19 protein-coding genes are annotated in these 22,767 nt (G+C 70.1%); 9 read left to right on the top strand and 10 right to left on the bottom strand.

Going from position 1 to position 22,767, the window contains the following annotated elements:
- Nucleotides 1–100 precede the first annotated feature (100 nt).
- Nucleotides 101–2,857, bottom strand: a complete 2,757-nt coding sequence (secA, locus tag FVO59_RS11520) for a preprotein translocase subunit SecA (protein ID WP_182252761.1) — start codon at nucleotides 2,855–2,857, stop codon at nucleotides 101–103.
- Nucleotides 2,858–3,069: 212 nt separating this feature from the next.
- Between secA and FVO59_RS11515 the strand changes: the two genes are divergently transcribed.
- Together FVO59_RS11515 and FVO59_RS11510 are read left to right on the top strand one after the other, a co-directional pair.
- Nucleotides 3,070–3,663, top strand: coding sequence for a PadR family transcriptional regulator (locus FVO59_RS11515; RefSeq protein ID WP_182252760.1), 594 nt, complete (start codon nucleotides 3,070–3,072; stop codon nucleotides 3,661–3,663).
- 72 nt (nucleotides 3,664–3,735) lie between these two features.
- Entirely contained in the window at nucleotides 3,736–5,061 is a 1,326-nt protein-coding gene (locus tag FVO59_RS11510) for a coiled-coil domain-containing protein (RefSeq protein ID WP_182252759.1), read from the top strand.
- A gap of 79 nt (nucleotides 5,062–5,140) precedes the next feature.
- On the opposite strand, the gene hpf is transcribed toward FVO59_RS11510, so the two are convergent.
- The 5 genes from hpf to mtrA all read right to left on the bottom strand — a co-directional run bounded on the left by hpf (nucleotide 5,141) and on the right by mtrA (nucleotide 10,776).
- Entirely contained in the window at nucleotides 5,141–5,803 is a 663-nt protein-coding gene (hpf, locus tag FVO59_RS11505) for a ribosome hibernation-promoting factor, HPF/YfiA family (protein WP_182252758.1), read from the bottom strand.
- A 65-nt stretch (nucleotides 5,804–5,868) separates the two neighbouring features.
- The gene (locus FVO59_RS11500; RefSeq protein ID WP_182252757.1) at nucleotides 5,869–6,549 is read right to left on the bottom strand and encodes a ComF family protein; all 681 of its coding nucleotides are present in this window, start codon (nucleotides 6,547–6,549) and stop codon (nucleotides 5,869–5,871) included.
- Nucleotides 6,550–6,640: 91 nt separating this feature from the next.
- Nucleotides 6,641–8,356 carry an LpqB family beta-propeller domain-containing protein gene (locus FVO59_RS11495; RefSeq protein WP_182252756.1) on the bottom strand — a complete coding sequence of 572 codons (1,716 nt, stop codon included), beginning with the start codon at nucleotides 8,354–8,356 and terminating at the stop codon, nucleotides 6,641–6,643.
- Nucleotides 8,353–10,089 (bottom strand): MtrAB system histidine kinase MtrB, encoded by a 1,737-nt coding sequence (gene mtrB / locus FVO59_RS11490; RefSeq protein WP_182252755.1) that lies wholly within the window; start codon nucleotides 10,087–10,089, stop codon nucleotides 8,353–8,355. The genes FVO59_RS11495 and mtrB overlap by 4 nt, the downstream gene beginning before the upstream one ends.
- Nucleotides 10,090–10,095: 6 nt before the next feature.
- Nucleotides 10,096–10,776, bottom strand: a complete 681-nt coding sequence (mtrA, locus tag FVO59_RS11485; RefSeq protein ID WP_182252754.1) for an MtrAB system response regulator MtrA — start codon at nucleotides 10,774–10,776, stop codon at nucleotides 10,096–10,098.
- Nucleotides 10,777–11,007: 231 nt separating this feature from the next.
- Here mtrA and FVO59_RS11480 point away from each other — a divergent pair, with 231 nt between their 5' ends.
- From FVO59_RS11480 to FVO59_RS11460, 5 genes are read left to right on the top strand one after another with little or no spacing between them, the layout of a single operon-like run.
- The gene (locus FVO59_RS11480; RefSeq protein ID WP_182252753.1) at nucleotides 11,008–12,336 is read left to right on the top strand and encodes a DUF7847 domain-containing protein; all 1,329 of its coding nucleotides are present in this window, start codon (nucleotides 11,008–11,010) and stop codon (nucleotides 12,334–12,336) included.
- Nucleotides 12,333–13,001: a DUF4129 domain-containing protein gene (locus FVO59_RS11475; RefSeq protein WP_182252752.1), complete on the top strand. Its 669-nt coding sequence runs from the start codon at nucleotides 12,333–12,335 to the stop codon at nucleotides 12,999–13,001. The genes FVO59_RS11480 and FVO59_RS11475 overlap by 4 nt, the downstream gene beginning before the upstream one ends.
- Nucleotides 12,998–14,191 carry a DUF4350 domain-containing protein gene (locus FVO59_RS11470; protein WP_182252751.1) on the top strand — a complete coding sequence of 398 codons (1,194 nt, stop codon included), beginning with the start codon at nucleotides 12,998–13,000 and terminating at the stop codon, nucleotides 14,189–14,191. Before FVO59_RS11475 ends, FVO59_RS11470 begins: the two co-directional genes overlap by 4 nt.
- A gap of 56 nt (nucleotides 14,192–14,247) precedes the next feature.
- Nucleotides 14,248–15,171 (top strand): AAA family ATPase, encoded by a 924-nt coding sequence (locus FVO59_RS11465; RefSeq protein WP_182256758.1) that lies wholly within the window; start codon nucleotides 14,248–14,250, stop codon nucleotides 15,169–15,171.
- Nucleotide 15,172: 1 nt separating this feature from the next.
- Nucleotides 15,173–16,480 (top strand): DUF58 domain-containing protein, encoded by a 1,308-nt coding sequence (locus FVO59_RS11460; protein WP_182252750.1) that lies wholly within the window; start codon nucleotides 15,173–15,175, stop codon nucleotides 16,478–16,480.
- A 61-nt stretch (nucleotides 16,481–16,541) separates the two neighbouring features.
- Here FVO59_RS11460 and katG read toward each other — a convergent pair whose 3' ends face one another.
- The 3 genes from katG to FVO59_RS11445 form a co-directional block, all read right to left on the bottom strand.
- The gene (gene katG, locus FVO59_RS11455; RefSeq protein WP_182252749.1) at nucleotides 16,542–18,764 is read right to left on the bottom strand and encodes a catalase/peroxidase HPI; all 2,223 of its coding nucleotides are present in this window, start codon (nucleotides 18,762–18,764) and stop codon (nucleotides 16,542–16,544) included.
- 22 nt (nucleotides 18,765–18,786) lie between these two features.
- Nucleotides 18,787–19,218, bottom strand: a complete 432-nt coding sequence (locus FVO59_RS11450; RefSeq protein ID WP_182252748.1) for a Fur family transcriptional regulator — start codon at nucleotides 19,216–19,218, stop codon at nucleotides 18,787–18,789.
- Between the two features lie 120 nt (nucleotides 19,219–19,338).
- A complete protein-coding gene (locus FVO59_RS11445) occupies nucleotides 19,339–19,977 on the bottom strand; it encodes an MIP/aquaporin family protein (protein WP_182252747.1) in 639 nt (212 codons plus the stop codon).
- Between the two features lie 192 nt (nucleotides 19,978–20,169).
- Between FVO59_RS11445 and FVO59_RS11440 the strand changes: the two genes are divergently transcribed.
- On the top strand, nucleotides 20,170–20,958 hold the full coding sequence (locus FVO59_RS11440; protein ID WP_259363186.1) for an aquaporin: 789 nt from the start codon (nucleotides 20,170–20,172) through the stop codon (nucleotides 20,956–20,958).
- Here FVO59_RS11440 and FVO59_RS11435 read toward each other — a convergent pair.
- Complete coding sequence (locus FVO59_RS11435; RefSeq protein WP_182256754.1) at nucleotides 20,945–21,934, bottom strand: stage II sporulation protein M; 990 nt, start codon at nucleotides 21,932–21,934, stop codon at nucleotides 20,945–20,947. The genes FVO59_RS11440 and FVO59_RS11435 overlap by 14 nt on opposite strands.
- 16 nt (nucleotides 21,935–21,950) lie before the next feature.
- Here FVO59_RS11435 and FVO59_RS11430 point away from each other — a divergent pair, with 16 nt between their 5' ends.
- Nucleotides 21,951–22,760, top strand: coding sequence for an RDD family protein (locus tag FVO59_RS11430; protein WP_182252746.1), 810 nt, complete (start codon nucleotides 21,951–21,953; stop codon nucleotides 22,758–22,760).
- Nucleotides 22,761–22,767 lie beyond the last annotated feature (7 nt).

The raw sequence follows: 22,767 nt of genomic DNA, 5'->3' as shown, positions 1-22,767 counted from the left end.
CCTGGCCCTCGCCGCACGCAGGACCCGCTCAATTCCTGACCCGGAAGACGGAAGGAGCCGGATCCGCATGGATCCGGCCCCTTCCTCGTTGCGTACGGCCTTACTTCTTCTTCCTGCCCTGCGCCCTGCGCTGCTCGCGGTTGCCAGAGGGCTGCTCCTCGGCATCCACCTGCTGACCGAACGCGCCGCGGGATGCGGCCGAAGCGCGTGCGGTTGCCGCCTGCTGCACCTGACCCCGATCGTTGCGCACCTCGACGTCTCCCGAGTCGTTGGGCGCCGAGTACTCGAGCTTCTGCACGGGCTGTCCGTCGGCAAGGCCCTTCGCCTCGACCTCGGTCTGGTCGTCGCCGGCGCGGCGCACCTCGACCTCGAGGTTGTAGAGGTAGCCGACCGACTCCTCCTTGATCTGACCCATCATCGCCTGGAACATGGCGTAGCCCTCGCGCTGGTACTCGATCAGCGGGTCACGCTGCGCCATGGCCCGCAGGCCGATGCCGTCCTTGAGGTAGTCCATCTCGTACAGGTGATCGCGCCAGCGCCGGTCGAGCACCTGAAGCACCACCCGGCGTTCGAGCTCGCGCGTGGCGGCCTCACCGAGCGACTCCTCGCGCTTGTCGTAGGCGATCTTCGCGTCCGAGAGAAGCTCGCGCTTGAGGCCCTCGGCAGTGATGGCTCCCTTGCGGTCGCCCGCCTCGGCGACGACCTCGTCGATGGTCACATCCATCGGGTACAGCGTCTTGAGCTCGGCCCACAGAGCGTCGAAGTCCCAGCTCTCGGTGTGACCGGTGCTGGTGTGGTCGTCGACGATGCCGCCGATCGCGTCCTCGATGAAGTGCTGCACCCGGTCTGCGATGTCATCGCCGTGCAGGATCTGACGTCGGTCGGCGTAGATCGCCTCGCGCTGACGATTGAGCACGTCGTCGTACTTGAGCACGTTCTTGCGCATCTCGGCGTTGCGCGCCTCGACCTGAGACTGCGCGCTGCGGATGGCACGGCTGACCAGGCCGGACTCGATCGGCACATCGTCGGGGAAGTTCGTGCGCGCGAGGATCGCCTCGGCGGCACCCGACTGGAACAGACGCATGAGATCGTCGGTGAGGCTGAGGTAGAAGCGGCTCTCGCCCGGGTCGCCCTGACGACCCGAGCGACCGCGCAGCTGGTTGTCGATGCGGCGGGACTCGTGGCGCTCGGTGCCGAGCACGTAGAGACCGCCGGCCTCGGCGACCTTCTCGCCGTCCTCGGCGACCTTCTTCTTCATGGCCTCGTAGGTCTCGTCCCACGCCGCCTCGTACTCCTCCGGAGTCTCCTCGGGATCCAGACCCTTGGCCTTGAGCTCCTGCACGGCGAGGAACTCGGCGTTCCCGCCGAGCATGATGTCGGTGCCTCGACCCGCCATGTTCGTGGCCACCGTCACCGCCCCGAGCTTGCCCGCGAGCGCGACGATCTCGGCCTCGCGTGCGTGGTTCTTGGCGTTGAGCACCTCGTGCTTGACGCCCTTCTTGGCGAGCAGCCGCGAGAGATACTCGCTCTTCTCGACGCTCACCGTGCCGACGAGCACGGGCTGGCCGGACCTGTGGCGCTCAGCGATGTCCTCGACGACCTGGGCGAACTTCGCCTGCTCGTTCTTGTAGACCAGGTCGGGCTGGTCCTTGCGGATCATCGGGCGGTTGGTCGGGATCGGCACGACACCCAGCTTGTAGGTGGACATGAACTCGGCGGCCTCGGTCTCGGCCGTTCCTGTCATGCCGGCGAGCTTCTCGTACAGACGGAAGTAGTTCTGCAGGGTCACCGTGGCGAGGGTCTGGTTCTCGGCCTTGACCGGCACACCCTCCTTCGCCTCGATCGCCTGGTGGATGCCCTCGTTGTAGCGCCGCCCGACGAGGATGCGACCGGTGTGCTCATCGACGATCATGACCTCGTCGTTCATCACGACGTAGTCGGTGTCGCGCTTGAACAGGGCGATCGCCTTGATCGAGTTGTTCAGGAACGAGATGAGCGGAGTGTTGGCCGATTCGTACAGGTTGTCGATGCCGAGGTAGTCCTCGACCTTCTCGATGCCGGGCTCCAGCACGCCGATGGTGCGCTTCTTCTCGTCGACCTCGTAGTCGACGCCGACTTCGAGGGTGCGGGCGATCTTGGCGAACTCGGTGAACCAGCGATTCGCCTCCCCCGACGAGGGCCCGGAGATGATGAGCGGGGTACGGGCCTCGTCGATGAGGATCGAGTCGACCTCGTCGACGATCGCGAAGAAGTGCTCGCGCTGGACGAGATCCTCCTTGCGCCACGCCATGTTGTCGCGCAGGTAGTCGAAGCCGAACTCGTTGTTCGTGCCATAGGTGATGTCTGCGGCGTACTGCTGCCTGCGCACCTCCGGCGACTGACCGGAGACGATGGTGCCGGTGGTCATGCCGAGGGCGCGATGCACACGCCCCATCAGCTCGGACTGGTACGAGGCGAGGAAGTCGTTCACGGTGATGACGTGCACGCCCTTGCCCGCGATGGCGTTGAGGTACGAGGGGAATGCCGCGACGAGCGTCTTGCCCTCACCGGTCTTCATCTCGGCGATGTTGCCGAAGTGCAGCGCGGCTCCGCCCATGAGCTGGACATCGTATGCGCGCATGCCGAGGGTGCGGCGGGCCGCTTCGCGCACGGCGGCGAACGCCTCCGGCATCAGCTGGTCGAGGGTCTCGCCCGCATCGAACCGGGCGCGCAGCTCGGCGGTCTCGTTCCGCAGCTCGTCGTCGGTGAGCTTCTCGAAGTCGTCTTCGAGCGCGTTCACGGCCTTCGCGACCTGCTTCAGTCGGCGCAGGATGCGTCCCTCGCCCGCACGCAGCAGCTTCTCGAGAGGATTCGCCACGGATGTCTCCCTTGGGTATACGGCCCGGCGCAGGGGTCTGCACAGGACATGCTTTGCCATGTTACCGGCGCGTGACCTGCGCACGCTGTGCGCGAGCAGGTCGGCGCTCGCTCAGCGCGAACGGACACGCCGCGGCGCGTCCGTCATCACACCATGTTTCCGGATATGCATATACCCAGAAACGTGATATCCGACCGGATCGAGGAGTCGCCATGTCCGTCCGTCAGAGCCTGCTCGCCATCCTCGACCAGGGGCCCTGCTACGGCTACCAGCTGCGCGCGGAGTTCGACCGACGCACCGGGTCGACCTGGCCTCTCAACGTCGGCCAGATCTACAACACGCTCGAACGCCTCGAGCGCGACGGCCTCGTCGAGAAGGGGGACGTCGACGAGCAGGGTCACGTGTACTGGCAGATCACCGCGGCCGGCCGCGCCGATGTGAGCGCCTGGCTGCAGTCCCCCGTCGCACGGGCGCAGGGCACGCGCGATGAGCTCGCCATCAAGCTCGCCGTCGCCGCGACGCTTCCCGGTGTCGACGTCTCGGCGGTGATCCGCAGGCAGCGCAGCGCATCGCTCGCGCAGCTGGAGGAGCTGACCAGCGCGAGATACACCGGCGCGGATCCCGACGGCCCTGAGCACCTCGCGTGGTCGCTGGTGGTGGACTCGATGATCTTCGCCGCGGAAGCCGCGCTGCGCTGGCTCGATCGCGTCGAGCACCGCCTTGACGCGCATCCTCAGCACGCGCTCCGGCTCGAGCTGTCGACCGAGCGCCCCAAGCGCGGCCGCCCCGCGAAGGCGCCCGCCTGACCGGCCGGGTGTTCGCGACGGGCGCATCGGATGCACAGCGCGCGCATGGTCCGGCGACCGTAGGATCGAGACATGGCCGGATTCTGGGGCAGACGCAGACGTGAAGAAGAGGCGCTCGCAGCGCAGGACGCAGACCTCGCGCGCCGCGCAGAGCAGGCGCTGGTGGCGGCGGACGAGCGCATCCGCACCACGTCGGACGAACTCGCGTTCGCGCAGGCCGAGCTCGGCGAGTCGCTGACGGCGGATCTCGCCAATGCCCTCACGTCGGTGCGCACGCACCTGGGCGAGGCGTTCCAGCTGCACCAGCTGAACCACGACGAGATCCCCGACACCGTCGAAGAGCTGCGCACCCGCAATGCCCGGATCATTCAGCTGTGCGAGTGGGCGGAGAACCTGCTCGACGAGAAGACAGGAGACCTCGCCGAGACGGTCGCGAAGGTGCGACGCGCTCCCGAGATCATCGCGCAGGTGCGACAGGATGCCGAGGCCCTCGCCTCCCGCATCCCCCAGGCGCGATCGAGCATCGAGCGCCTCTCGTCGCGCTATTCGGAGACCGCGATGCGCCGCATCGCCTCGTCGGGCGACGAGGCACAGCAGCTGCTCGACTTCGCCACCCACGGCGCAGACGTGTCGGAGCGCCGCCGCGCCGCCCGTCAGAACGAGGAGGCGAACCTCGCCCTCGAGACCGCCACCGAGGCCGTGCGCCGAGCCGGCGCGCTGCTGGATGCCGTCGAGGACTTCGAGATCCAGGCGCTGCGCGCCGAGTCCACTCTTGCGGATGTGGTCGCCGACTCCAGGGGCGACATCGTCGCCGCTCGCAACGCCCCGCAGACCCCTGAGGTGGCCAGGGCGACCGCCGACCTCGAAGCTGCGCTTCTCGCGCTCGCACCGTCGGGGAGCCGCAACGACCCGTTCACCGAGCTCACGCAGCTGCGCGGTGCCAACACCGCGCTCGACGAGGCGATCGCCAAGGCGCAGTACCGCGCGCAGAACCCACTCCCCTCGCTCGAGCACGTGCAGCACGCGGTCGACGACGCCGATCGCCAGCTGGGTGTCGCCCGTGGCCTCATCGCCGGGCATCGCGGCTGGATCGGCGCCGATGCACGCACGCGTCTCGCAGAGGCGGAGCGCCTCCGCGTCGACCTTCCCGCGATGCTGCCGGCCGAGGACACCCGCGAGCAGGCGCTGTCGTCCGCGCGGCGCGTGGCGCAGCTGGCATCCGAGGCGCTGCAGCTCGCCCAGCGAGACATCGACTCGTCTCGGCCGCAGAACCAGGACTGGGGCAATGACGGCTGGGGCGGCGGAGGGCGCCGTGGCGGCATGGGCGGCGGCGATGTCATGGGCGGTGTGCTCGGCGGCCTCGTGATCGGCAGCATCCTGGATGGCATCTTCGACTGATCCGCTCCGCGATCGCACGGCTCGCGCATGAGAGAGGCGCCCTCCCCCGATGGGGAAGGGCGCCTCTCTCATGCGCGGGTCAGGATGCCAGCTCCTCCTCGGCCGGCGGCGCCGCGGCGGTGGTCAGAGCGATGACGCCGTAGTCCCAGCCCTTGCGGCGGTAGACGACGCTGGGGTGGTCGGTGCGGGCATCGACGAAGAGGAAGAAGTCATGGCCGACCAGCTCCATGCGGTCGACGGCCTCCTCGACGGTCATCCATTCAGGATCGAAGTTCTTCGTGCGGATGACCACGGGCGAGTACGCCTCCTCCTCGTCCTCCTGGACGGGGATGGCACCGGTGGCGACGGCGTGCAGCACGTCGACCGAGGCGGGCTGCACGTCGATGCCCGCCAGCGCGCCGCTGCCCTTCTCGTAATGGGCGCCTCGCGGGTGGTGGCGTCCGTCGATCCGCTTCTCCTTGGCACGGCGCAGCTGCTCGGCGAGCTTGTCGAGCGCCATGTCGAGCGCGGCGAACTTGTCGGGATCGACCGCCTCCGCGCGGATCACCGGCCCTTTGCCGAGCAGCGTCAGCTCGACGGTCTCATCAGGAAGCCGGCCGTTGCGATACGCGCGATGGGTGACCTTGATCTCGAGTCGCTGCGCTCGCGGGGCGAGCGTCTGGATACGGGCTGTCTTCTCTTCGACAACGGTGCGGAATCGATCGGAGATGCTCACTCCGACGCCGACGATGCTCGTTTCCATCACTGTCTCCTTGTCCCGGTCCGCCCGGCCAAGGGCGGACCGTGGTCGCCTTGTGACCCCCTACGCTAGTCGCCGCGCACCGCCATGTCACTATCCGTTAATGATGAATTCACCGTGTCGCGGATACGCGGGGTGGATGCCAGTGCGACTGCGCAGACGGGCGTGAATCCAGCGGCGCTCAGCGCCCTCGCCGCCTCGTCCAGCGTCGCCCCCGTCGTCACCACATCGTCGACGATCACGACCCCTCCTCGCCCGTGCGCTGTGGCCCGCATGCTGCCGGCCACGTTGCGCGCTCGACCAGCGCGGCCGAGGCCGCGCTGGTCATCGGTGAGGCGAGCGGATGCCAGGTTGCGGTGCGCCTCGAGTCCCGCCCGCCGCACGAGCAGGTCGGGCACGCGGTATCCCCTGCGACGGAACGACGCCCGGCTCGTCGGCACGGGGACGATCAGGGCATCGCCCGCCCGCGGGCGAAGGACGGCGCCCAGGGCAGCCCCGAGCGGACGCGCGAGCAGCGTCGCGCCGTCCTCCTTCAGGCGCCGGATCGCGCGGGCGGGAACCCCCTCGTATCGCAGAGCCGCGTGCACGGCCAGCCCGTGCGGAGTGCGCACCTCATGCGGGTCGGCGCGCAGCTGCATCCGGCATCGGTCGCACAGCAGCGTGCCGCCGCGGTCGCAGCCGGGACAGCTCGCCGCGAGCAGCAGGGCGAGCGCGTCGCTCGCGATCCGCCGCCAGTGATCCGCATCCATCCCCCGACTGTGCCGCACGGCCGTGCCTGCGAGTGGACGTGGAGTCGGATCTGGGGAGAAGCGACCGTCCCTTCGCCCTGTGCAGGACGAGTCAGTACCCGGCCCTCGTGCCGAGCACGAGCACGTCGGCGACCGACTCCTGCCAGAACGACCCGCGCTGCGCGTACACCGACTCGTCGGACGACAGCACCCGCAGTCCGGTGACCGTCTTCGCCCCGGCGAGTGCGATCGCCCCCGCGGGGGCAGAGGACACCGTCGAGGGTCCGCCGATGATGCGGGTGGTGAGCGTCGGGTCCGGCACGGTGCCGAGCACGGCGACGGCGTCGGCGCCGACCCACGAGAGCCCCTGAGTCGCGCCGGTGAGCCTGCCCACCTCGAAAGGCGGGCCGAGGCTGACCGGCCGCTGGTCGTCGTCGCGGATGACCGCTGACACCACCAGCCGTCGGTCGGCTCCCGTGCCGACGATCGCCGCGACGCGCGCACCGTCGGCCGACACTCTGAGCTGACTGATCGAGTCGGCGGCAGGCCATGCATCCGCCACCATCGAGGGGTCGGTCTGCGCGGTCGACACCTGCAGCTGCGACGGGTTGCCTGTCGGCACCGTCCACAGCAGTCCGAAGGGGTCGAGCGACGGCGCGATCAGCCCCGACCTCCCGTCGATCTCGTTGGTGTCGCCGTCGCTCACGGCGAAAACGCGGCCGTCGCGCAGCTGCACGGAGGCGAGCTGTGCGTCGGCGGAGACGTCGACGGCCGCGATCGGCTCGACGATCTTCGCGATCTGTGCGGTCAGCCCGGCCACCGGTGCGATCTTCCCGCCGGAGGTGGCGGTGCCGAAGGTCTCGTCATCGAGCACGAGCACGCCCGGATCGACGATCGGATCCTCGACCTGGACCCTGCCCGCCTCCAACGGCACGCCGTCGACGAGCAGCCGGACCTGGGTGACGCCGGAGCCCTCCAGGCTCGCCTCGAGCTGCGTGCGCATCCTGGCGAGGTCGGTCGGAGACGCCGACAGCGCCGCCCTGGTCAGGGGCACCGACGCCACCTGCGAGGCGTCGACCGTCACCGAGTCGCCGACCATCTCGACATCCGACGAGAAGGGCCGTACGGCCGGGGCGAGCCACTCGCTCGGTCCGCCTGAGATCAGCGCCCGCACCACGGTCGTGGCCATGGCCGCGCGCCGGGGGAACCAGCGCACGTCGGGGACGAGATGGGTCCACGTGGGGTCGAAGAACTTGAGCGAGAACTTCTCGTAGACCTGCCCGAACGTCTCGACATCGAGGGTGATGCCGTCGAGGGCCTCCGCGATGCGCCACTCCCCGCCCTCCTCGCGCACGAGCCGGTACACCGCGTTGCCCGTTCCCGTCTCGGCGCTGTAGACGCCGTCGGCGTCGACGCTGGCGACCTGGTCGAGAGTGACGCTGACCTCGGCGGAGGTCGCATCCTCGTCATCCGGCTGCACCGACGAGTCGTAGTCGCGCTTGTCGACCGACGAGTCGATGGTGACCGCAGCCTCCGGCTTCCACGCACCTCGGAAGTCCTCGGTGAGGAAGGTGCGTGCGGTCTCCCACGAGTCCGTCGGAGACATCGACGCATCGAGGAATCCCTCGACGATCCTCGCCGGGCTCGCGCCGGGCTCCGGCCCTTCGGCGATGAACGAGAACGGAGGCTCGTCGACCTCGTCGCCGACGACGAGGCCCGCGTTCGGCGGTCCCTCGGTGGGCAGGCCGGTGCATCCCGCGAGAAGCAGCGCGGAGGCGAGGAGGGCGGCGATCCCGGAGAGAGCCCGGATGCTCTTGCGCGAGGTCATGGGCTCTGCTCCCCCTTCACGTCGTCATCCCCGCCGCCGGCCTCGAGCGGCTCCGGCTGATCGGACAGGTCGCGCACACCGCGCAGCGTGATCGGCTCGGTGACATCGACGAGGTCGACGACGGTGTCCTCCGGCTCGAGCGGCACCGGTCCGCGACCGATCTCCATCTCAGGGCCGCGCGGGATGGTCAGCACGAAGTTCGTGCCGACGCCGAGCTCCGACCACACCTCGAGGGTGCCGCGGTGCAGCTTGGCATCGCCCAAGGCGATCGAGAGCCCGAGGCCCGTCCCGCCGATCGTGCGCTTGCGCGAGGGGTCAGCACGCCAGAACCGGTCGAAGACGTGCTCGGCGTCTTCGGGGCGCATGCCGAGTCCGAAATCGCGCACGCCGACGGCGACCGCGTGCTGATCGCTGTCGACCGTGACGACGATCGGCTCGCCCTCGCCGTGCTCGATCGCGTTGCCGATGAGGTTGCGCAGCACGCGGCGCACGCGGCGCGGATCCATGTCGACGGGCGAGTAGCCGCCCGGCGCCACCAGCCGCAGCTCGGTGTCGTGGGCGGATGCCAGCGGCCGCAGCTGATCGACCATTTCCTCGGCCAGCTGCGCGAGGCTCGTCGCCTCGACCTCGAGCTGCACGGACCCTGCGTCGTAGCGGCTGATCTCGAGCAGATCGGCGAGCAGGGTCTCGAAGCGCTGCACCTGCGTGTGCAGCAGCTCGGCCGTGCGGGCGGTGACGGGGTCGAACTCGTTGCGGGTGTCGTTGATCATCTCGGCGGCCAGGCGGATCGTCGTCAGCGGCGTGCGCAGCTCGTGCGAGACGTCCGACACGAAGCGCTGCTGCACGAGCGAGAGCTCCGCGAGTTCCTTGATCTGGCTCTCGATGCTGTCCGCCATCGCGTTGAACGAGCGACCGAGGCTCGCGAGCTCGTCATCGCCGTGGACGGGCAGGCGCACTTCGAGATCGCCCGCGGCGAGGCGCTCACTGGTCTCGGCCGCCTCGATGATCGGCACCGAGACCGACCTGAGCACCAGCCACGAGATGGCGGCGATGAGGGCGACCAGCGTTATCCCGGCGAACCACAGCGTGCGCTGCACGAAGAGCAGCGTCTCGTCGGCATCCACCAGGTCGTAGGCGATGTACACCTCGTAGGTGCCGACCCCGCGGAACTCGAGCAGCTGCCCGACCACGATCCCGGCAGCGCGCGATCCGTCGGGCTGAGGAAGCGCGATCGACTGCCATGCCTGCCGGGTGGGCACCTGCGTGACACGGGTGCGCAGCTCGTCGCTCAGCGTCAGCTGCCCGGACGAGTACTCGAGGCTGCGGAATCCGGTCGGAGTGTAGCCGTCGCCCTGCGTCTCGGCGATGAAACCGACGATGCGGCTCGATGACGCGGTGCGCCCGAGCACCCGCTGCGCCTCGCCCCACACCGCCGCGATGGTCGCGCGGTCATCTCCGGTCTGCCCGGAGTCGAGCTGCTTCTGGGCCGCTGACACGGCCGCCCTGGCGTTGTGCAGCGCCTCGTCCTTGCGCGACTCGAACAGATCACCGCGGATGACGAGGGCGATCACCACGCAGATGATGAAGATGGCGAGCGAGGTCAGCATCAGCGTGATCGCCGTCGCGCGGAAGCGCATCGAGGTGCGCCACAGCGCTGAGACGACCTCCGGCCACTTGCGGGGACCACCCCAGAGGGCGGCGATGACCCGCGTCGGAGGGTTCGCGGCCACCATCGACGCCTAGCTGACGCTGCCGGCGCGGTAGCCCACGCCCCGCACGGTCATCACGATGCGCGGATTGTCGGGGTCGAGCTCGACCTTCGCACGCAGCCTCTGCACGTGCACGTTCACCAGTCGCGTGTCGGCCTTGTAGTGGTAGCCCCACACCTGCTCGAGCAGCATCTCGCGGGAGAAGACCTGCTGCGGCTTCGACGCCAGGGCGACGAGCAGCTGGAACTCGAGCGGCGTCAGGGCGATGGGCGCCGTGCCGCGACGCACCTCGTGTGCATCGACGTCGATCGTCAGGTCGCCGACCCGCAGCACCTCGGTCGCCGTCTGCGGCGCCGGCCGCAGACGAGTGCGGATGCGGGCGACGAGCTCTTTGGGGTTGAACGGCTTGACGATGTAGTCGTCGGCGCCGACCTCGAGGCCGCGCACGACGTCAGCGGTGTCGCTGCGGGCGGTGAGCATGATGATGGGCACACCGGACTCCGCGCGGATGCGGGTGCAGATCTCGATGCCGTCCATCCCGGGCAGCATGAGGTCCAGCAGCACCAGGTCGGGCCGGGCCGCGCGCCACTCCTCGACGGCCTGCGCGCCGTCGGCGCAGAACAGCGCCTCGAAGCCCTCCGTGCGCAGCACGATGCCGATCATCTCGGCGAGCGCCGTGTCGTCGTCGACCACGAGGATACGAGAGGTCATGGTCCGCTCAGCCTCAGCTTTCTCTCCTGTGCGTCACCGGCAGCCCCAAGCCGGGCGACTCGGATCAGCCTACTTGACATTGCCCCGTGAGCGCGGAGGCATGCGCGCTCCGTCTCGCCCGGACGGTGTGCCACGATGGGAGGGCACAGGGAGGGAGTGCGAATGAGCGGTCAGACCTGGACCCCCGCGCCGAGGAAGAGTGCGATCCCGTTGCACCCGATGACGTTCGGGATGATTCTGGGACGATCCTTCAGCGCGCTCCGGCACAACCCGAAGGTGCTGTTCGGCTTCGCGGTGGCCGTTCAGTTCGCCATCACAGCGATCGCCGTCGTCGTGATCGTGCTCGTCGCCGGCTTCGCGGCCGCGCGGATCGCGAGTGTCCCGCCCGGATCCCCCGATCAGGGACCGATCCTCGCCGGCACGATCGCCGTCAGCATCCTCGTCGGCGTCGTGCTCACGCTCGCCAGCGTGGCGTTCACCTCGATCGTGCAGGGACTGGTCGCCGCTGACGTCTCGTTCGCAGCCCTCGGCCGCAAGGCCCCGCTGCGCGCACTGTGGTCGCGGGTCCGCCCCGCGTTCTGGCGGCTCTTCGGCTTCGCTCTGCTGCAGGGACTTGCGGCGCTGCTCTGGATCCTCGCCGTCGGCGGCGCGGCGATCGCCATCATGGCCGGCAGCGGCTTCGCAGACGGCTCGATAGGCATCGCCGTCGGCCTCATCGTCCTGCTCGTGCTCGCCAGCATCCCGCTGGCGGTGTGGCTGACCACGAAGCTGCTCGTCGTGCCCGCGGCGCTGGTGCTGGAGCACGCGACCCTCGGCTCGGCCCTGGTGCGCTCCTGGCGCCTCATCCGCGGACGCTTCTGGCCCGCCCTCGGCGTCATGTTCCTCATCGGAGCGATCATGGGGCTCGCAGCCCAGGTGGTGAGCGTGCCCGGCTCCATCATCTCCGGCGTGGTGGGGGGCGTGCTGGCCCCGACCGGATCGCCGGATGAGAGCGAGATCGTCGCTCTCATCGCCGCGACCGTGCTGCCTCAGATCCTCGTGCTCGCCGTCCAGGCGATCACCCTCGTCGTGCAGGGAACCGGGGCGACGCTCATCTATCTCGACAGCCGGATGCGCTACGAGGGCCTCGACCAGACACTGATCCGTCACGTCGAGCGCAGTTCGCTCGGGGCGACGGATGACGAGCTCGGCGACCCGTATGCGGTGGATCCCGCCCGCGCCGTGTCCAAGACGCCCCCACCGAAGCAGCCCGCCGGATACGCTCCGTATCCGGCCGGCCCGTCGACCGGATACTACGCGCCGTCGAACGGCTACCCCCAGGCCTACCCCCAGCAGCCCCAGACAGGCGGTACTCAGCCACAGGCGCCGTCGCCGTACCCGGCTCCGCCATACCCCGGCCAGGCGTACCCGGCTCAGCCGTATCCCGGCCAGGCGTACCCCGGCCAGCCGCACCCCGGCCAGGCCGCTGCGCAGCCGCCGTCGACGGGTGAATCCGCGCCGCCGGCGGCACCTCCCCCGTCGTCTCACGACAGCTGGGCGGCACCGGGCGGAGCCGAATGATCGCACTGCTCGCGGCCGCCGACGTCTTCGTGCCGGATGGCGACGACGCACGTCGCCGGGCGCAGGAGGAGCTGTCGAAGGGCGAGTACCAGGCCGCGAAGCCGAACTGGTTCGACCAGCTCGCCGCAGACATCGCGGAGTGGTTCTTCGGCCTCTTCAACGGCGACGGCGCCGGCGCCGTCGCTCCGCTCGCACTGACCATGATCGCCATCGTCGTCATCGCCGCGATCGTCGTCGCCCTGATCGTCTGGGGCAGGCCGCGCGCGTCGCGCGTCGTACGTCGACGCGCCGACCTGCTCGGCGAGAGGGATGATCGCACCGCGGCGCAGCTGCGAGCGGATGCCGAGCGCCGCGCCCGCGACGGCGACTGGGATGCCGCAGTGGTGCTGCGCTTCCGGGCACTCGCTCGCGGACTCCTCGAACGGGATCTCATCGATCCGGCCCCTGGCGCCACAGCGCAGGGCATCGCCCGCGAGGCCGCGCCGGCCCTCCCCTCGGCCGGCGGCGCGCTGCACGACGCGGCGACGCTCTTCGACTCCGTCCGCTACCTCGGCTCGTCCGCGAACGAGGCCGACTACCGTGCGATCGTCGCGACCGACGACGAGGTGCAGGCGACTGCGCCTCGCCTCACCGCTGTCGCCGGGGCCGGGCGGGTTCCCGCATGAGCGCCGTCATCTCCCTGGTCGGCGACGCCGTCGGCAGCACCGCCGCGCCGCGCCGCCCCGGCCGTAGGGCCGGGGTGCTCGGGTGGCTGTTCGTCATCGTGCTGCTCGTCGGCATCGCCCTGCTATCGCTGCGACTGGTCACCACAGCCCCGTCGCTCGCAGGAGCGCTCAATCCCGACTCCCCCGCGCCCGGCGGCGCCAAGGCGATGGCCGAGCTGGTACGCCAGCAGGGCACCGAGATCGACGTGGTGCGCAGCCGCATGGCCGTGGCCGCCGAGCTCGAGCCGGGCAGCACGCTGGTGCTCACCGACCCCGTCGCGCTCAGCGACGACGCGGTGCTCACCCTGATCGGCGAGGCGGACCGAGTCGTGCTTCTCAGCACGAGCGCGCGGATCCTCGACCTCCTCGATCTGGGCAGGAGCGCAGGAGGGCTCGGGGCGGTCGATGCGGAGTGCGACCTGCCCGCGTTCGCCAGGACCGGCCGGATCGAGGCCGAGCGGATGTTCGAGCCAGGCGACGGCGTCGAGGGGTGCTTCCGCGACGACGCCGGTGGCGCAGCGCTGCTCATCGCCGAACGCGACGGAGCGCGGATCTCGTTCATCGAGGCATCCCGGATGCTCTCCAACCGCCATCTCGCCGAAGACGGCAATGCCGCTCTGGGACTCGCCCTGCTCGCCCAGACAGATCATGTGGTGTGGTACGCGGGCTCCTTCGAGGACGGTGACCGCGTCGCCGACGAGCCTGCGACGCTCGGCGACCTGACGCCGGGCTGGGTGACTCCCGCCATCGTCCTGCTGATCCTCGCCGGCATCGCCGCGATCTGGTGGCGCGGAGCGCGGTTCGGCCCGCTGGTGTCGGAGTCGCTGCCCGTCACCGTCCGCGCATCCGAGACCATGCACGGTCGCGCCAGACTCACGGCGAAGGCGGCGGATGCCCCGCACGCCGCAGCCGCGATCAGGGCGGGAACCCGCGCGAGGCTCGCTCAGCGCCTGGCTCTCAGCGCGCGCGCGACAGCCGTCGAGGTCGCGGATGCGGCATCCGACCGACTCGGCATCCCGCGCGGGTCCCTGCACGACCTGCTCGACGGCGCCCCGCCCGCAGACGATCGCGAGCTGGTCGATCTCGCCAGACGACTCGCCGAACTCGAGACGGCGGTCGACGCCGCCCATACCGAAAGGAACCGCCCGTGAGCGACGAGAGCACCACCCCCGCCGCGCCGCCGTCCGATGACGCGCTGCGCCAGGCGATGCACCGCGTCCGCACTGAGGTCGACAAGGCCGTGGTCGGCCAGGCCGGTACCGTGACCGGCCTGCTCGTGGCCCTGCTCGCCCGCGGCCACGTGCTGCTGGAGGGCGTGCCGGGCGTCGCGAAGACGCTCGTCGTGCGCAGCTTCGCGAGGGCCGTCGGGCTCGACACCAAGCGCGTGCAGTTCACCCCTGACCTGATGCCGGGAGACGTCACCGGATCGCTGGTGTACGACGCCCGCACCGGAGAGTTCGAGTTCCGCGCTGGGCCGGTGTTCACCAACATCCTGCTCGCCGACGAGATCAACAGGACTCCCCCCAAGACGCAGGCGGCGCTGCTCGAGGCCATGGAGGAGCGGCAGGTCTCCGCCGACGGGCTCAGCCGGCCACTGCCCGACCCGTTCCTGGTCGCCGCGACACAGAACCCCGTCGAGCACGAGGGCACGTACACCCTGCCGGAGGCGCAGCTCGACCGCTTCCTGATGAAGCTCGTCGTCGGCATGCCGGAGCGCGACGCCGAGGTCTCGGTGCTGCGGCTGCACGCGAGCGGCTTCTCGCCCCGCCTGCTCACGGGCGTCGAGGCCGCCGTGTCCGCCGATGAGATCCGAGCCGCACAGGATGCCGCGGCTCGCGTGCAGGTGACCGATGACGTGCTCGGATATGTCGTCGACCTCGCTCGCGCGACGCGCCAGTCGCCCTCGGTAGAGCTCGGCGCCAGTCCTCGCGCCTCGACCGCTCTGCTGGCCGCGTCGAAGGCCTGGGCGTGGCTGAACGCATCGAGCGCCGTCACCCCCGACCACGTGCAGACCATGCTCATGCCCGTGTGGCGCCATCGGCTGCAGCTGCGCCCGGATGCCCAGATGGAGGGCGTCTCGGCCGATGCCGTCCTGCAGTCGGTCGTGCAGCAGACTCGAGTGCCGATCTGACATGTTCGTCACTGCGCTTCTCGCCCCGCTGGTCGCGCTGGGCGTCGTGCCGACGGTGCTGCTCGGTGCCGCCGGCGCGCCGCCGTGGGCGGTCCTCGGGGCGTGGGTGCTGCTGTGCGTCGTGCTCGTGGCGGCCGACGTCCTCGCGGCACCCAGCCCGCGCTCTCTCATCGTGACCAGGTCCATCCCTGCGCGAGGCCGCCTGGGCGAGCCCGCGCAGACGAGTGTCGCCGTGCAGAACATCGGCTCGAGGACGCTGCGCGGGCAGCTGCGCGACGCCTGGCAGCCGACTGCCGGCGCTCCGCAGGAGCGAGAGCGGATCAGCATCCCTCCGGGTGAGCGTCGCCGTGTCGAGGTTCCCCTCCTCCCCCGTCGTCGCGGCGAGCTGGTCAGCGAGTTCGTCGTGGTGCGCTCACGCGGGCCGATGGGCCTCGCCGGCCGTCAGGCTCGGCACGACGTGCGCGGGACACTGCGGGTGCTGCCGGCGTTCAGTTCGCGCAAGCACCTGCCCTCACGGCTCGCGCGGCTGCGAGAGCTCGACGGGAACACCTCGATCCAGGTCCGCGGCCAGGGCACGGAGTTCGACTCGCTGCGGGAGTACGTACGCGGCGACGACATCCGCTCGATCGACTGGCGGGCGACAGCCCGGGCCGGCACGACGATGCTGCGCACCTGGCGACCAGAGCGCGATCGCCAGGTGGTCATCCTGATCGACACCGGGCGCACGGCGGCAGCGCGCGTGGGAGACAGCACCCGCCTCGACGCATCGCTCGAGGCGGCTCTGCTGCTCGCCGCCCTGGCCGCCCGCGCCGGCGATCACATCAACCTGCTCATGTACGACAGGGTCGCCAGAGCGAGGGTCACGGGCGTCGACGGCGCCGCGCTGCTGCCCGCCCTGACAGATGCGATGGCGCCCGTGCACGCGCGCCTGGTCGACACCGACTGGGCGGGCGCCTTCGCAGCCATCCGCACGCTCACCACCAGGCCCTCGCTCATCGTCGTGCTGACCGCACAGGATGCAGCCGAGACGGCTCGCGGGTTCCTCGGCGCGTTCCCGAACGCCTCCAGGGCGACGACGGTGCTGGTCGGGTCGGTGACCGATGACGCGATAGGAGCGCTCGCGCGCCGGAGAGACTCCCGCGCGGACGTCTACCTCGCCGCCGCTGCGGAGCAGACCATGGCGGATGCCCAGGTCGTCGCCGACGCGATCCGACGCGCCGGCGGCGAGGCGATCGCGTCCGACCCCGAACAGCTGCCTCCCCGGATCGCCGACCGCTACCTCGAGCTCAAGGCCGCCGGGCGCCTCTGAGGTCGACCGAGAAGGCGTCGGCCCCCGTCCTCGCGGACGGGGCCGACGCGTTCTCGGGAGGTCAGACCAGGTCGAACCGGTCGAGCTCCATGACCTTCGTCCATGCCGCGACGAAATCGGCGACGAACTTCTCACCCGCGCCGTCCGCCGCGTACACCTCGGTCACCGCGCGAAGCTCCGAGTTCGAGCCGAACACCAGATCGGCGCGCGTGCCGACCCAGCGGCGCTCGCCCGTCGCTCGCTCGGTGGCCAGGAAGGCGTGCGAACCGGGGTCGAGCGGCGTCCACTCGTAGGCCATGTCGAGCACGTTCACGAAGAAGTCGTTCGTGAGCACACCCGGCCGGTCGGTGAGGACCCCGTGCGTCGAGCCGTCCCAGTTCGCGGCCAGGGCGCGCATGCCGCCGACCAGCACCGTCATCTCGGGCGCGGTCAGGTCGAGCAGGCTCGCCTTGTCGACGAGCAGCTTCTCGGCCGGAATCTCTGCAGCCGTGGCGAGCGGGCCGACGTAGTTGCGGAAGCCGTCGGCGATCGGCTCGAGGAACGAGAACGAGTGCACGTCCGTCTTCTCCTGCGTGGCATCCGTCCGACCGGGACGGAACGGGACCACGATCTCGTGACCGGCCACCCGAGCCGCCTTCTCGACACCGGCGTTGCCTGCGAGAACGATCAGGTCGGCGAGCGAGACCCGCACACCCGACTCCTCGGACGACTCCTTGATGCCGCGCAGCACGTCGAGCACCTCAGCGGTGCGGGCGGGGTTGTTGACCTCCCAGCCGTTCTGCGGCTCCAGTGCGATGCGGGCGCCGTTCACGCCGCCGCGCTTGTCGCTGCTGCGGAAGGACGCGGCTGCCCCCCAGGCGGTCGCGACCAGCGCGGACACGCTCAGGCCCGACTCCAGGATGCGGCGCTTCAACTCGGCCGCCTGCCCGTCGGTCACCAGGTCGTGATCGACCGCGGGCACCGGATCCTGCCAGATGAGCTCCTCGGTCGGAGCGAGCTTGCCGAGGTAGCGGCTCGCGGGCCCCATGTCGCGGTGCGTGAGCTTGAACCACGCGCGGGCGTAGGCGTCGGCGAACGCCGCGGGGTCGTCGCGGAAGCGCTCGGAGATCGGCCCGTAGATCGGATCGAAGCGCAGCGACAGGTCGCTGGTGAGCATGCGCGGCTCGCGGCGCTTGGTGGCGTCGTGCGCCATCGGCACCATGTCGGCGCCTGCGCCGTGCGTCGGACGCCACTGCTTGGCGCCGGACGGGCTCTCCATGAGCTCCCACTCGTACGCGAACAGGATGTGGAAGAACTCGTTGTCCCACCGGGTCGGGTGGTAGGTCCAGGTGACCTCGAGGCCACTGGCGGTCTGGTCGTCGCCCATTCCGGTTCCGTGGGTGTTCTTCCAGCCCATGCCCATGTGCTCCATGGGCGAGTCCTCGGGCGACGGGCCGACCAGATCGACGGGGCCGGCCCCGTGCGTCTTGCCGAAGGTGTGGCCGCCTGCGATCAGCGCGACCGTCTCCTCGTCGTTCATGGCCATGCGTGCGAAGGTCTCGCGGATGTCGTGGGCCAGCTCCACCGGGTCGGGATTTCCGCCGATGCCTTCGGGGTTCACGTAGATGAGACCCATCTGCACGGCTGCGAGCGGGCTCTCCAGCTCGCGGCGCCCCTCGGCGGAGTAGCGCAGGTCGTCGGCCAGCCAGGTGGTCTCGGAGCCCCAGTAGACGTCGGCGTCAGGTTCCCAGGCATCCACTCGACCACCGGCGAAGCCGAAGGTGGTGAAGCCCATCTGCTCCATCGCGACGTTGCCGGCGAAGATCATCAGATCCGCCCATGAGATGCGGTCGCCCCACTTCTTCTTCACGCTCCAGAGGATGCGGCGCGGCTTGTCGAGACCGGCGTTGTCGGGCCAGCTGTTCAGCGGGGCGAAGCGCTGCTGGCCGGTGCTGCCGCCGCCGCGCCCGTCGGTGACACGGTACGTTCCGGCACTGTGCCACGCCATCCGGATGAAGGCGGGCCCGTAGTTCCCGAAGTCGGCCGGCCACCAGTCCTGCGAGTCGGTGAGCACCTCCTCGATGTCGCGGCGCAGCTCGTCGAGGTCGACGGTGGCGAACTTCTCGCGGTAGTCGTACTCGGGGCCGTACGGGTTCGTCGCCGGCGGGTTCTTCGCCAGCACACGCAGGTTCAGTCGGTCGGGCCACCAGTCGTGACTCGCCTTCCTGGTGCTCTTCTCGCGCGGGGACGAGTGCACCACAGGGCACTGCGCGGTGTCGGCCGGATCCTGGATCGCGTCGGTCATCGGTCTCCTTCTTCGTGGATGGTCAGTTCTTCGCGGCGCAGGCGGGGCACAGTCCCCAGTAGGTCACCTCCGCCGTGGAGACCGCGAAGCCGTGGGTGTCTGCCGGGACGAGGCACGGTGAGGGGCCGACGGCGCAGTCGACGTCCTTCACCGCACCGCAGCCGGTGCACACGAGATGGTGGTGGTTGTCGTCGACGCGCAGTTCGAAGAGCATCGGATGGCCCGCGGGCTCGATGCGGCGCACGATGCCGGCCGTCGTGAAATCGCCCAGCGCGTTGTACACGGACTGGCGGCTGGTGGATTCGAGCTGCGATCGGACGCGCTCGAACACCTCGTCGGCGCTCGCGTGAGCGTGGCCGGCGAGCGCGTCGTAGACCGCACGACGCGAATCGGTCACCCGCAGTCCGCGGGCGCGGATCGCGACCTCGGCGGGGATGAGCTGCTGTGCGGACATGTGCACCACTCTAACTTTGATTTGATCAATTCAAAAGAGACGCGGATCGGCGGTGTGTCGGAATGCAGGAGGGCCCTCGCTCCATCGAGCGAGGGCCCTCTTCATCCTGATCCGGCTCCGTCAGGCCGCGACCTTGTCGTCCGCGTTCAGCACACGGAACAGCACGGCCGCGATGGCGCCGCCGACGATCGGGGCGACGACGTAGAGCCACAGGTTGGCCCAGTCGAACTGGCCGCTGACCGACAGGCCGAGAGCGACGGCCGGGTTGAAGCCGCCGCCGGAGATGGAGCCCACGGCTGCAGCGCCGACGAAGACCACACCACCGATCGCGAGGCCGTAGAAGGAGTTGCCATCGGTGTCCTTCGAGGTCGCGACGTTGAGCACTACATAGGCGAGGATGAGCGTGAAGACGAGCTCGACGACGAAGGCCTTGCCGAGGTCGATCTCGACCGCCTTCGCTGCCGCCGGCCACACGGCGAAGCTGACCAGGGCCGCCAGCACGGCACCGACGAGCTGCGCCACGATGTACGCGATGAGGTCGACCACGGTGAGACCGCCGCGGATGAACACGGCGACCGAGACCGCGGGGTTCAGGTGGGCTCCCGAGATGTGCCCGGTGGCGTACACCAGCACGGCGAGGGCGAACCCGATGGCGAGAGGAGTGAGGACGCTGCCGCTGTTGACGGCGGCGATGATGCTCAGGACGAACAGGAAGGTGGCGAGTGCTTCCGCCACTGCCTTGCGGGCGGTGCCGTTCATGAGTGGATCCGTTCTTGTGTCAGACCGAGGAGGACGGTGCGAGAGCGCCCGTCGTCCGCACGGCACGAGCCGCGCGACCACAATCTACCGCCAGCCCGGCGCGCCGGCCGCCGTTGACGCGGCGAGCCTTCCTGCGGCGCGCATGGTTTGGAGGGATCATGAAGCGCACCGCTGTGTGATTTGGAGAGTGCGATGACTGTGACCCCGCCCCCGTCGACGCCATCGCTGAGCGCTCGGCTCACCGCTGAGGGCTTCGGCTCGTTCCTCATCGTGTTCGTCGGGGTGGGCACGGCCCTGTTCACGGTGGATCTGCTCGCGGACCCCGGCGCGGGCTCGGGCGTGTACCTGGCCGTCGCTCTCGCCTTCGGGATGGCGATGCTGGCCGCCTTCGCCTCACTCGCCCCGATCTCCGGAGGCCATTTCACCCCCGCACTGACGATCGGGGCAGCCGCAGCAGGCCGCATCCCGTGGCGCGATGCGCTGCCCTATGTGATCGCGCAGGTGGTCGGAGGCGTCATCGCCTCGACGGCGCTCATCGTCGTCGGGCTCTTCGGCCCCGATGCGTGGCTGGAGAGCGCTCAGGACGCCGGATTCGCAAGCACGGGCTGGGGCGCGCTCTCCCCCGGCGGGTTCGGGATGCCGGCGGCGATCGTCCTCGAGGTCATCCTGAGCATCCTGCTCGTGCTCGTCTTCCTCGGCGTCACTCACCCCGAACGCGGCACTGCGCAGGGCGGCGTCGCGGTCGGTCTCGCCTTCGCGGCCGTCCAGTTCGTCGCCATCCCGATCTCAGGGGGCTCGGCCAACCCGGCGCGCTCGATCGCCACTGCGATCTACGGCGGCGTCGAGCCGCTGGCTCAGCTGTGGGTCTTCCTCGTGTTCCCCGCACTGGGTGCGGCCGTCATCGGGATCGCGTACCGGGCGCTCTTCGACGGCGTCGCCGGGTCGGACGGCTCAGAGGCCCTCCCTCTCAGCCGGCGGTGAGCGTCGGCGTCCCCGCCTCGTACTCGACCAGGTCGCCGCTCTCCCCGCGCCTGGCCGCGCGGCGCCCGATGACGAGCATGTAGAAGAGGAACGCCCCGAGCGCGACGGCCCCGATCCCGATCTTCACCGGCCACGCCAGGTTCGAGCCGGTCACGAAGCCCTCCACCAGCCCCGACAGCAGCAGCACGAACACCAGCCCGATCGCGACGGTGGCGAGTGAGCGGCCTCCGGCCGCGAGCGACTCCGCCCTCGTGCGCCGCCCCGGCGCCGCCCATGCCCAGAAGACGTGCAGACCGGCCGCCGACGCGACGAAGATCGCGGTGAGCTCGAGCAGCCCATGCGGCAGGATGTGCAGCACCATCGTGTCCAGGTGACCGTATGCCGACATCACGGCGGCGGCGACGCCGAGGCCCAGTGCGTTCTGGATGAGCATCCACACCGGCCAGGCGCCGGTCACGCCGAAGAGCACGCACTGCATCGCGATCCAGGCGTTGTTGAGCCAGACCATGCCGGCGAACGAGGCCATCGGGCCGTAGTAGTCGACGAAGTCCTCCTCGGCATACTGCTTCAGCACCTCGGGCGGACCGAGCGCGGCGATCCTCGCAGGGTCGGACGCGATCCACGCCCCGCTGATCAGCACGACGAGAACGAACGCCACGGCGACGATGCCGGTCGTCCAGCGGATCCGATAGAGCGCCGCCGGCAGCTGCAAGGAGAAGAAGCGGCGCGCCTGCGCGAGCACGTTGTCGTTCGCACCGGTGAATCTGAGACGCGCGGCAGCGAGGACGGTCGACAGGTAGGCGCCCTGCGGCGAATCGCCCACCGAGGTCTTCAGCTCGGCGAGATCGGCGGATGCCGCCCGGTATCGGACGATCAGCTCGTCCACTTCGGCTCCGCTGAGCCGACGTCGGCGGCTCAGAGCGTCCAGCCGCTCCCACTCCGGGCGGCGTGCGTCGGTGAGGGCATCGGCATCCACCTGATTTACTGTACTCATGTCCGCCACGATCACCGACGAGCAGGAGATCCTGTCCGGAGAAGCCGTCGCCATCGACGTGCAGCCTGTGGGCTTCGTGCTGCGCGCCGCCGGCGCGCTGATCGACATGGCGATCGGGTTCGCGCTGTTCATCGCCGTCGTCGTGCTGCAGGTCTGGCTGATGTCCGAGGGGCTCTTGACGGAGCACACGATGCGCATCCTCACGATCTGCGCGGCCGTGCTGAGCTTCCTCGTGCTCCCGATCACCGTCGAGGTGGCGATGCGGGGCCGCAGCGTAGGAAAGCTCGCGGTCGGCGGGCGGATCGTGCGCACCGACGGCGGGGCGATCACGTTCCGGCACACGTTCATCCGCGCTCTCATCGGCGTGCTCGAGGTGTACATGACCTTCGGCGGGGCCGCGGTCATCACCGGAGCGCTCACCGCGCGCTCGCAGCGGCTCGGCGACCTGGTCGCCGGGACCTACTCGCAGCGGGTGCGCACGCCCGCGCTGCCGGCGCACCAGCCGCACCTCCCGCCGTCGCTCGCAGGGTGGGCGACGGTCGCCGATGTGGCCCGGATGCCGGATCGACTGGCGCGGCGCATCTCGCAGTTCCTCGCGAACGCGCAGCGCCTCTCGCCCGCCGCGCGCAGCAGCGTCGCCCACGAGCTGGCGGCCGAGGCACAGCCGTTCATCTCGCCGATCCCCGCGGTCTCGCCCGAGGAGCTGCTGCTCGGCGTGACCGTGCTCCGCCGCGAGCGCGAGCAGCGGGCACTGTCGATCGCCGACGACCGCGCCGAGCGACTCAGCGGACGGCGCATCCGCATCTGATCCCCTG

The organism is Microbacterium esteraromaticum (assembly GCF_014084045.1).
Lineage (GTDB): Bacteria > Actinomycetota > Actinomycetes > Actinomycetales > Microbacteriaceae > Microbacterium > Microbacterium esteraromaticum_D.
Note: the sequence above shows the minus strand (reverse complement) of the source record. Positions and strands in the feature narration are given on the sequence as shown.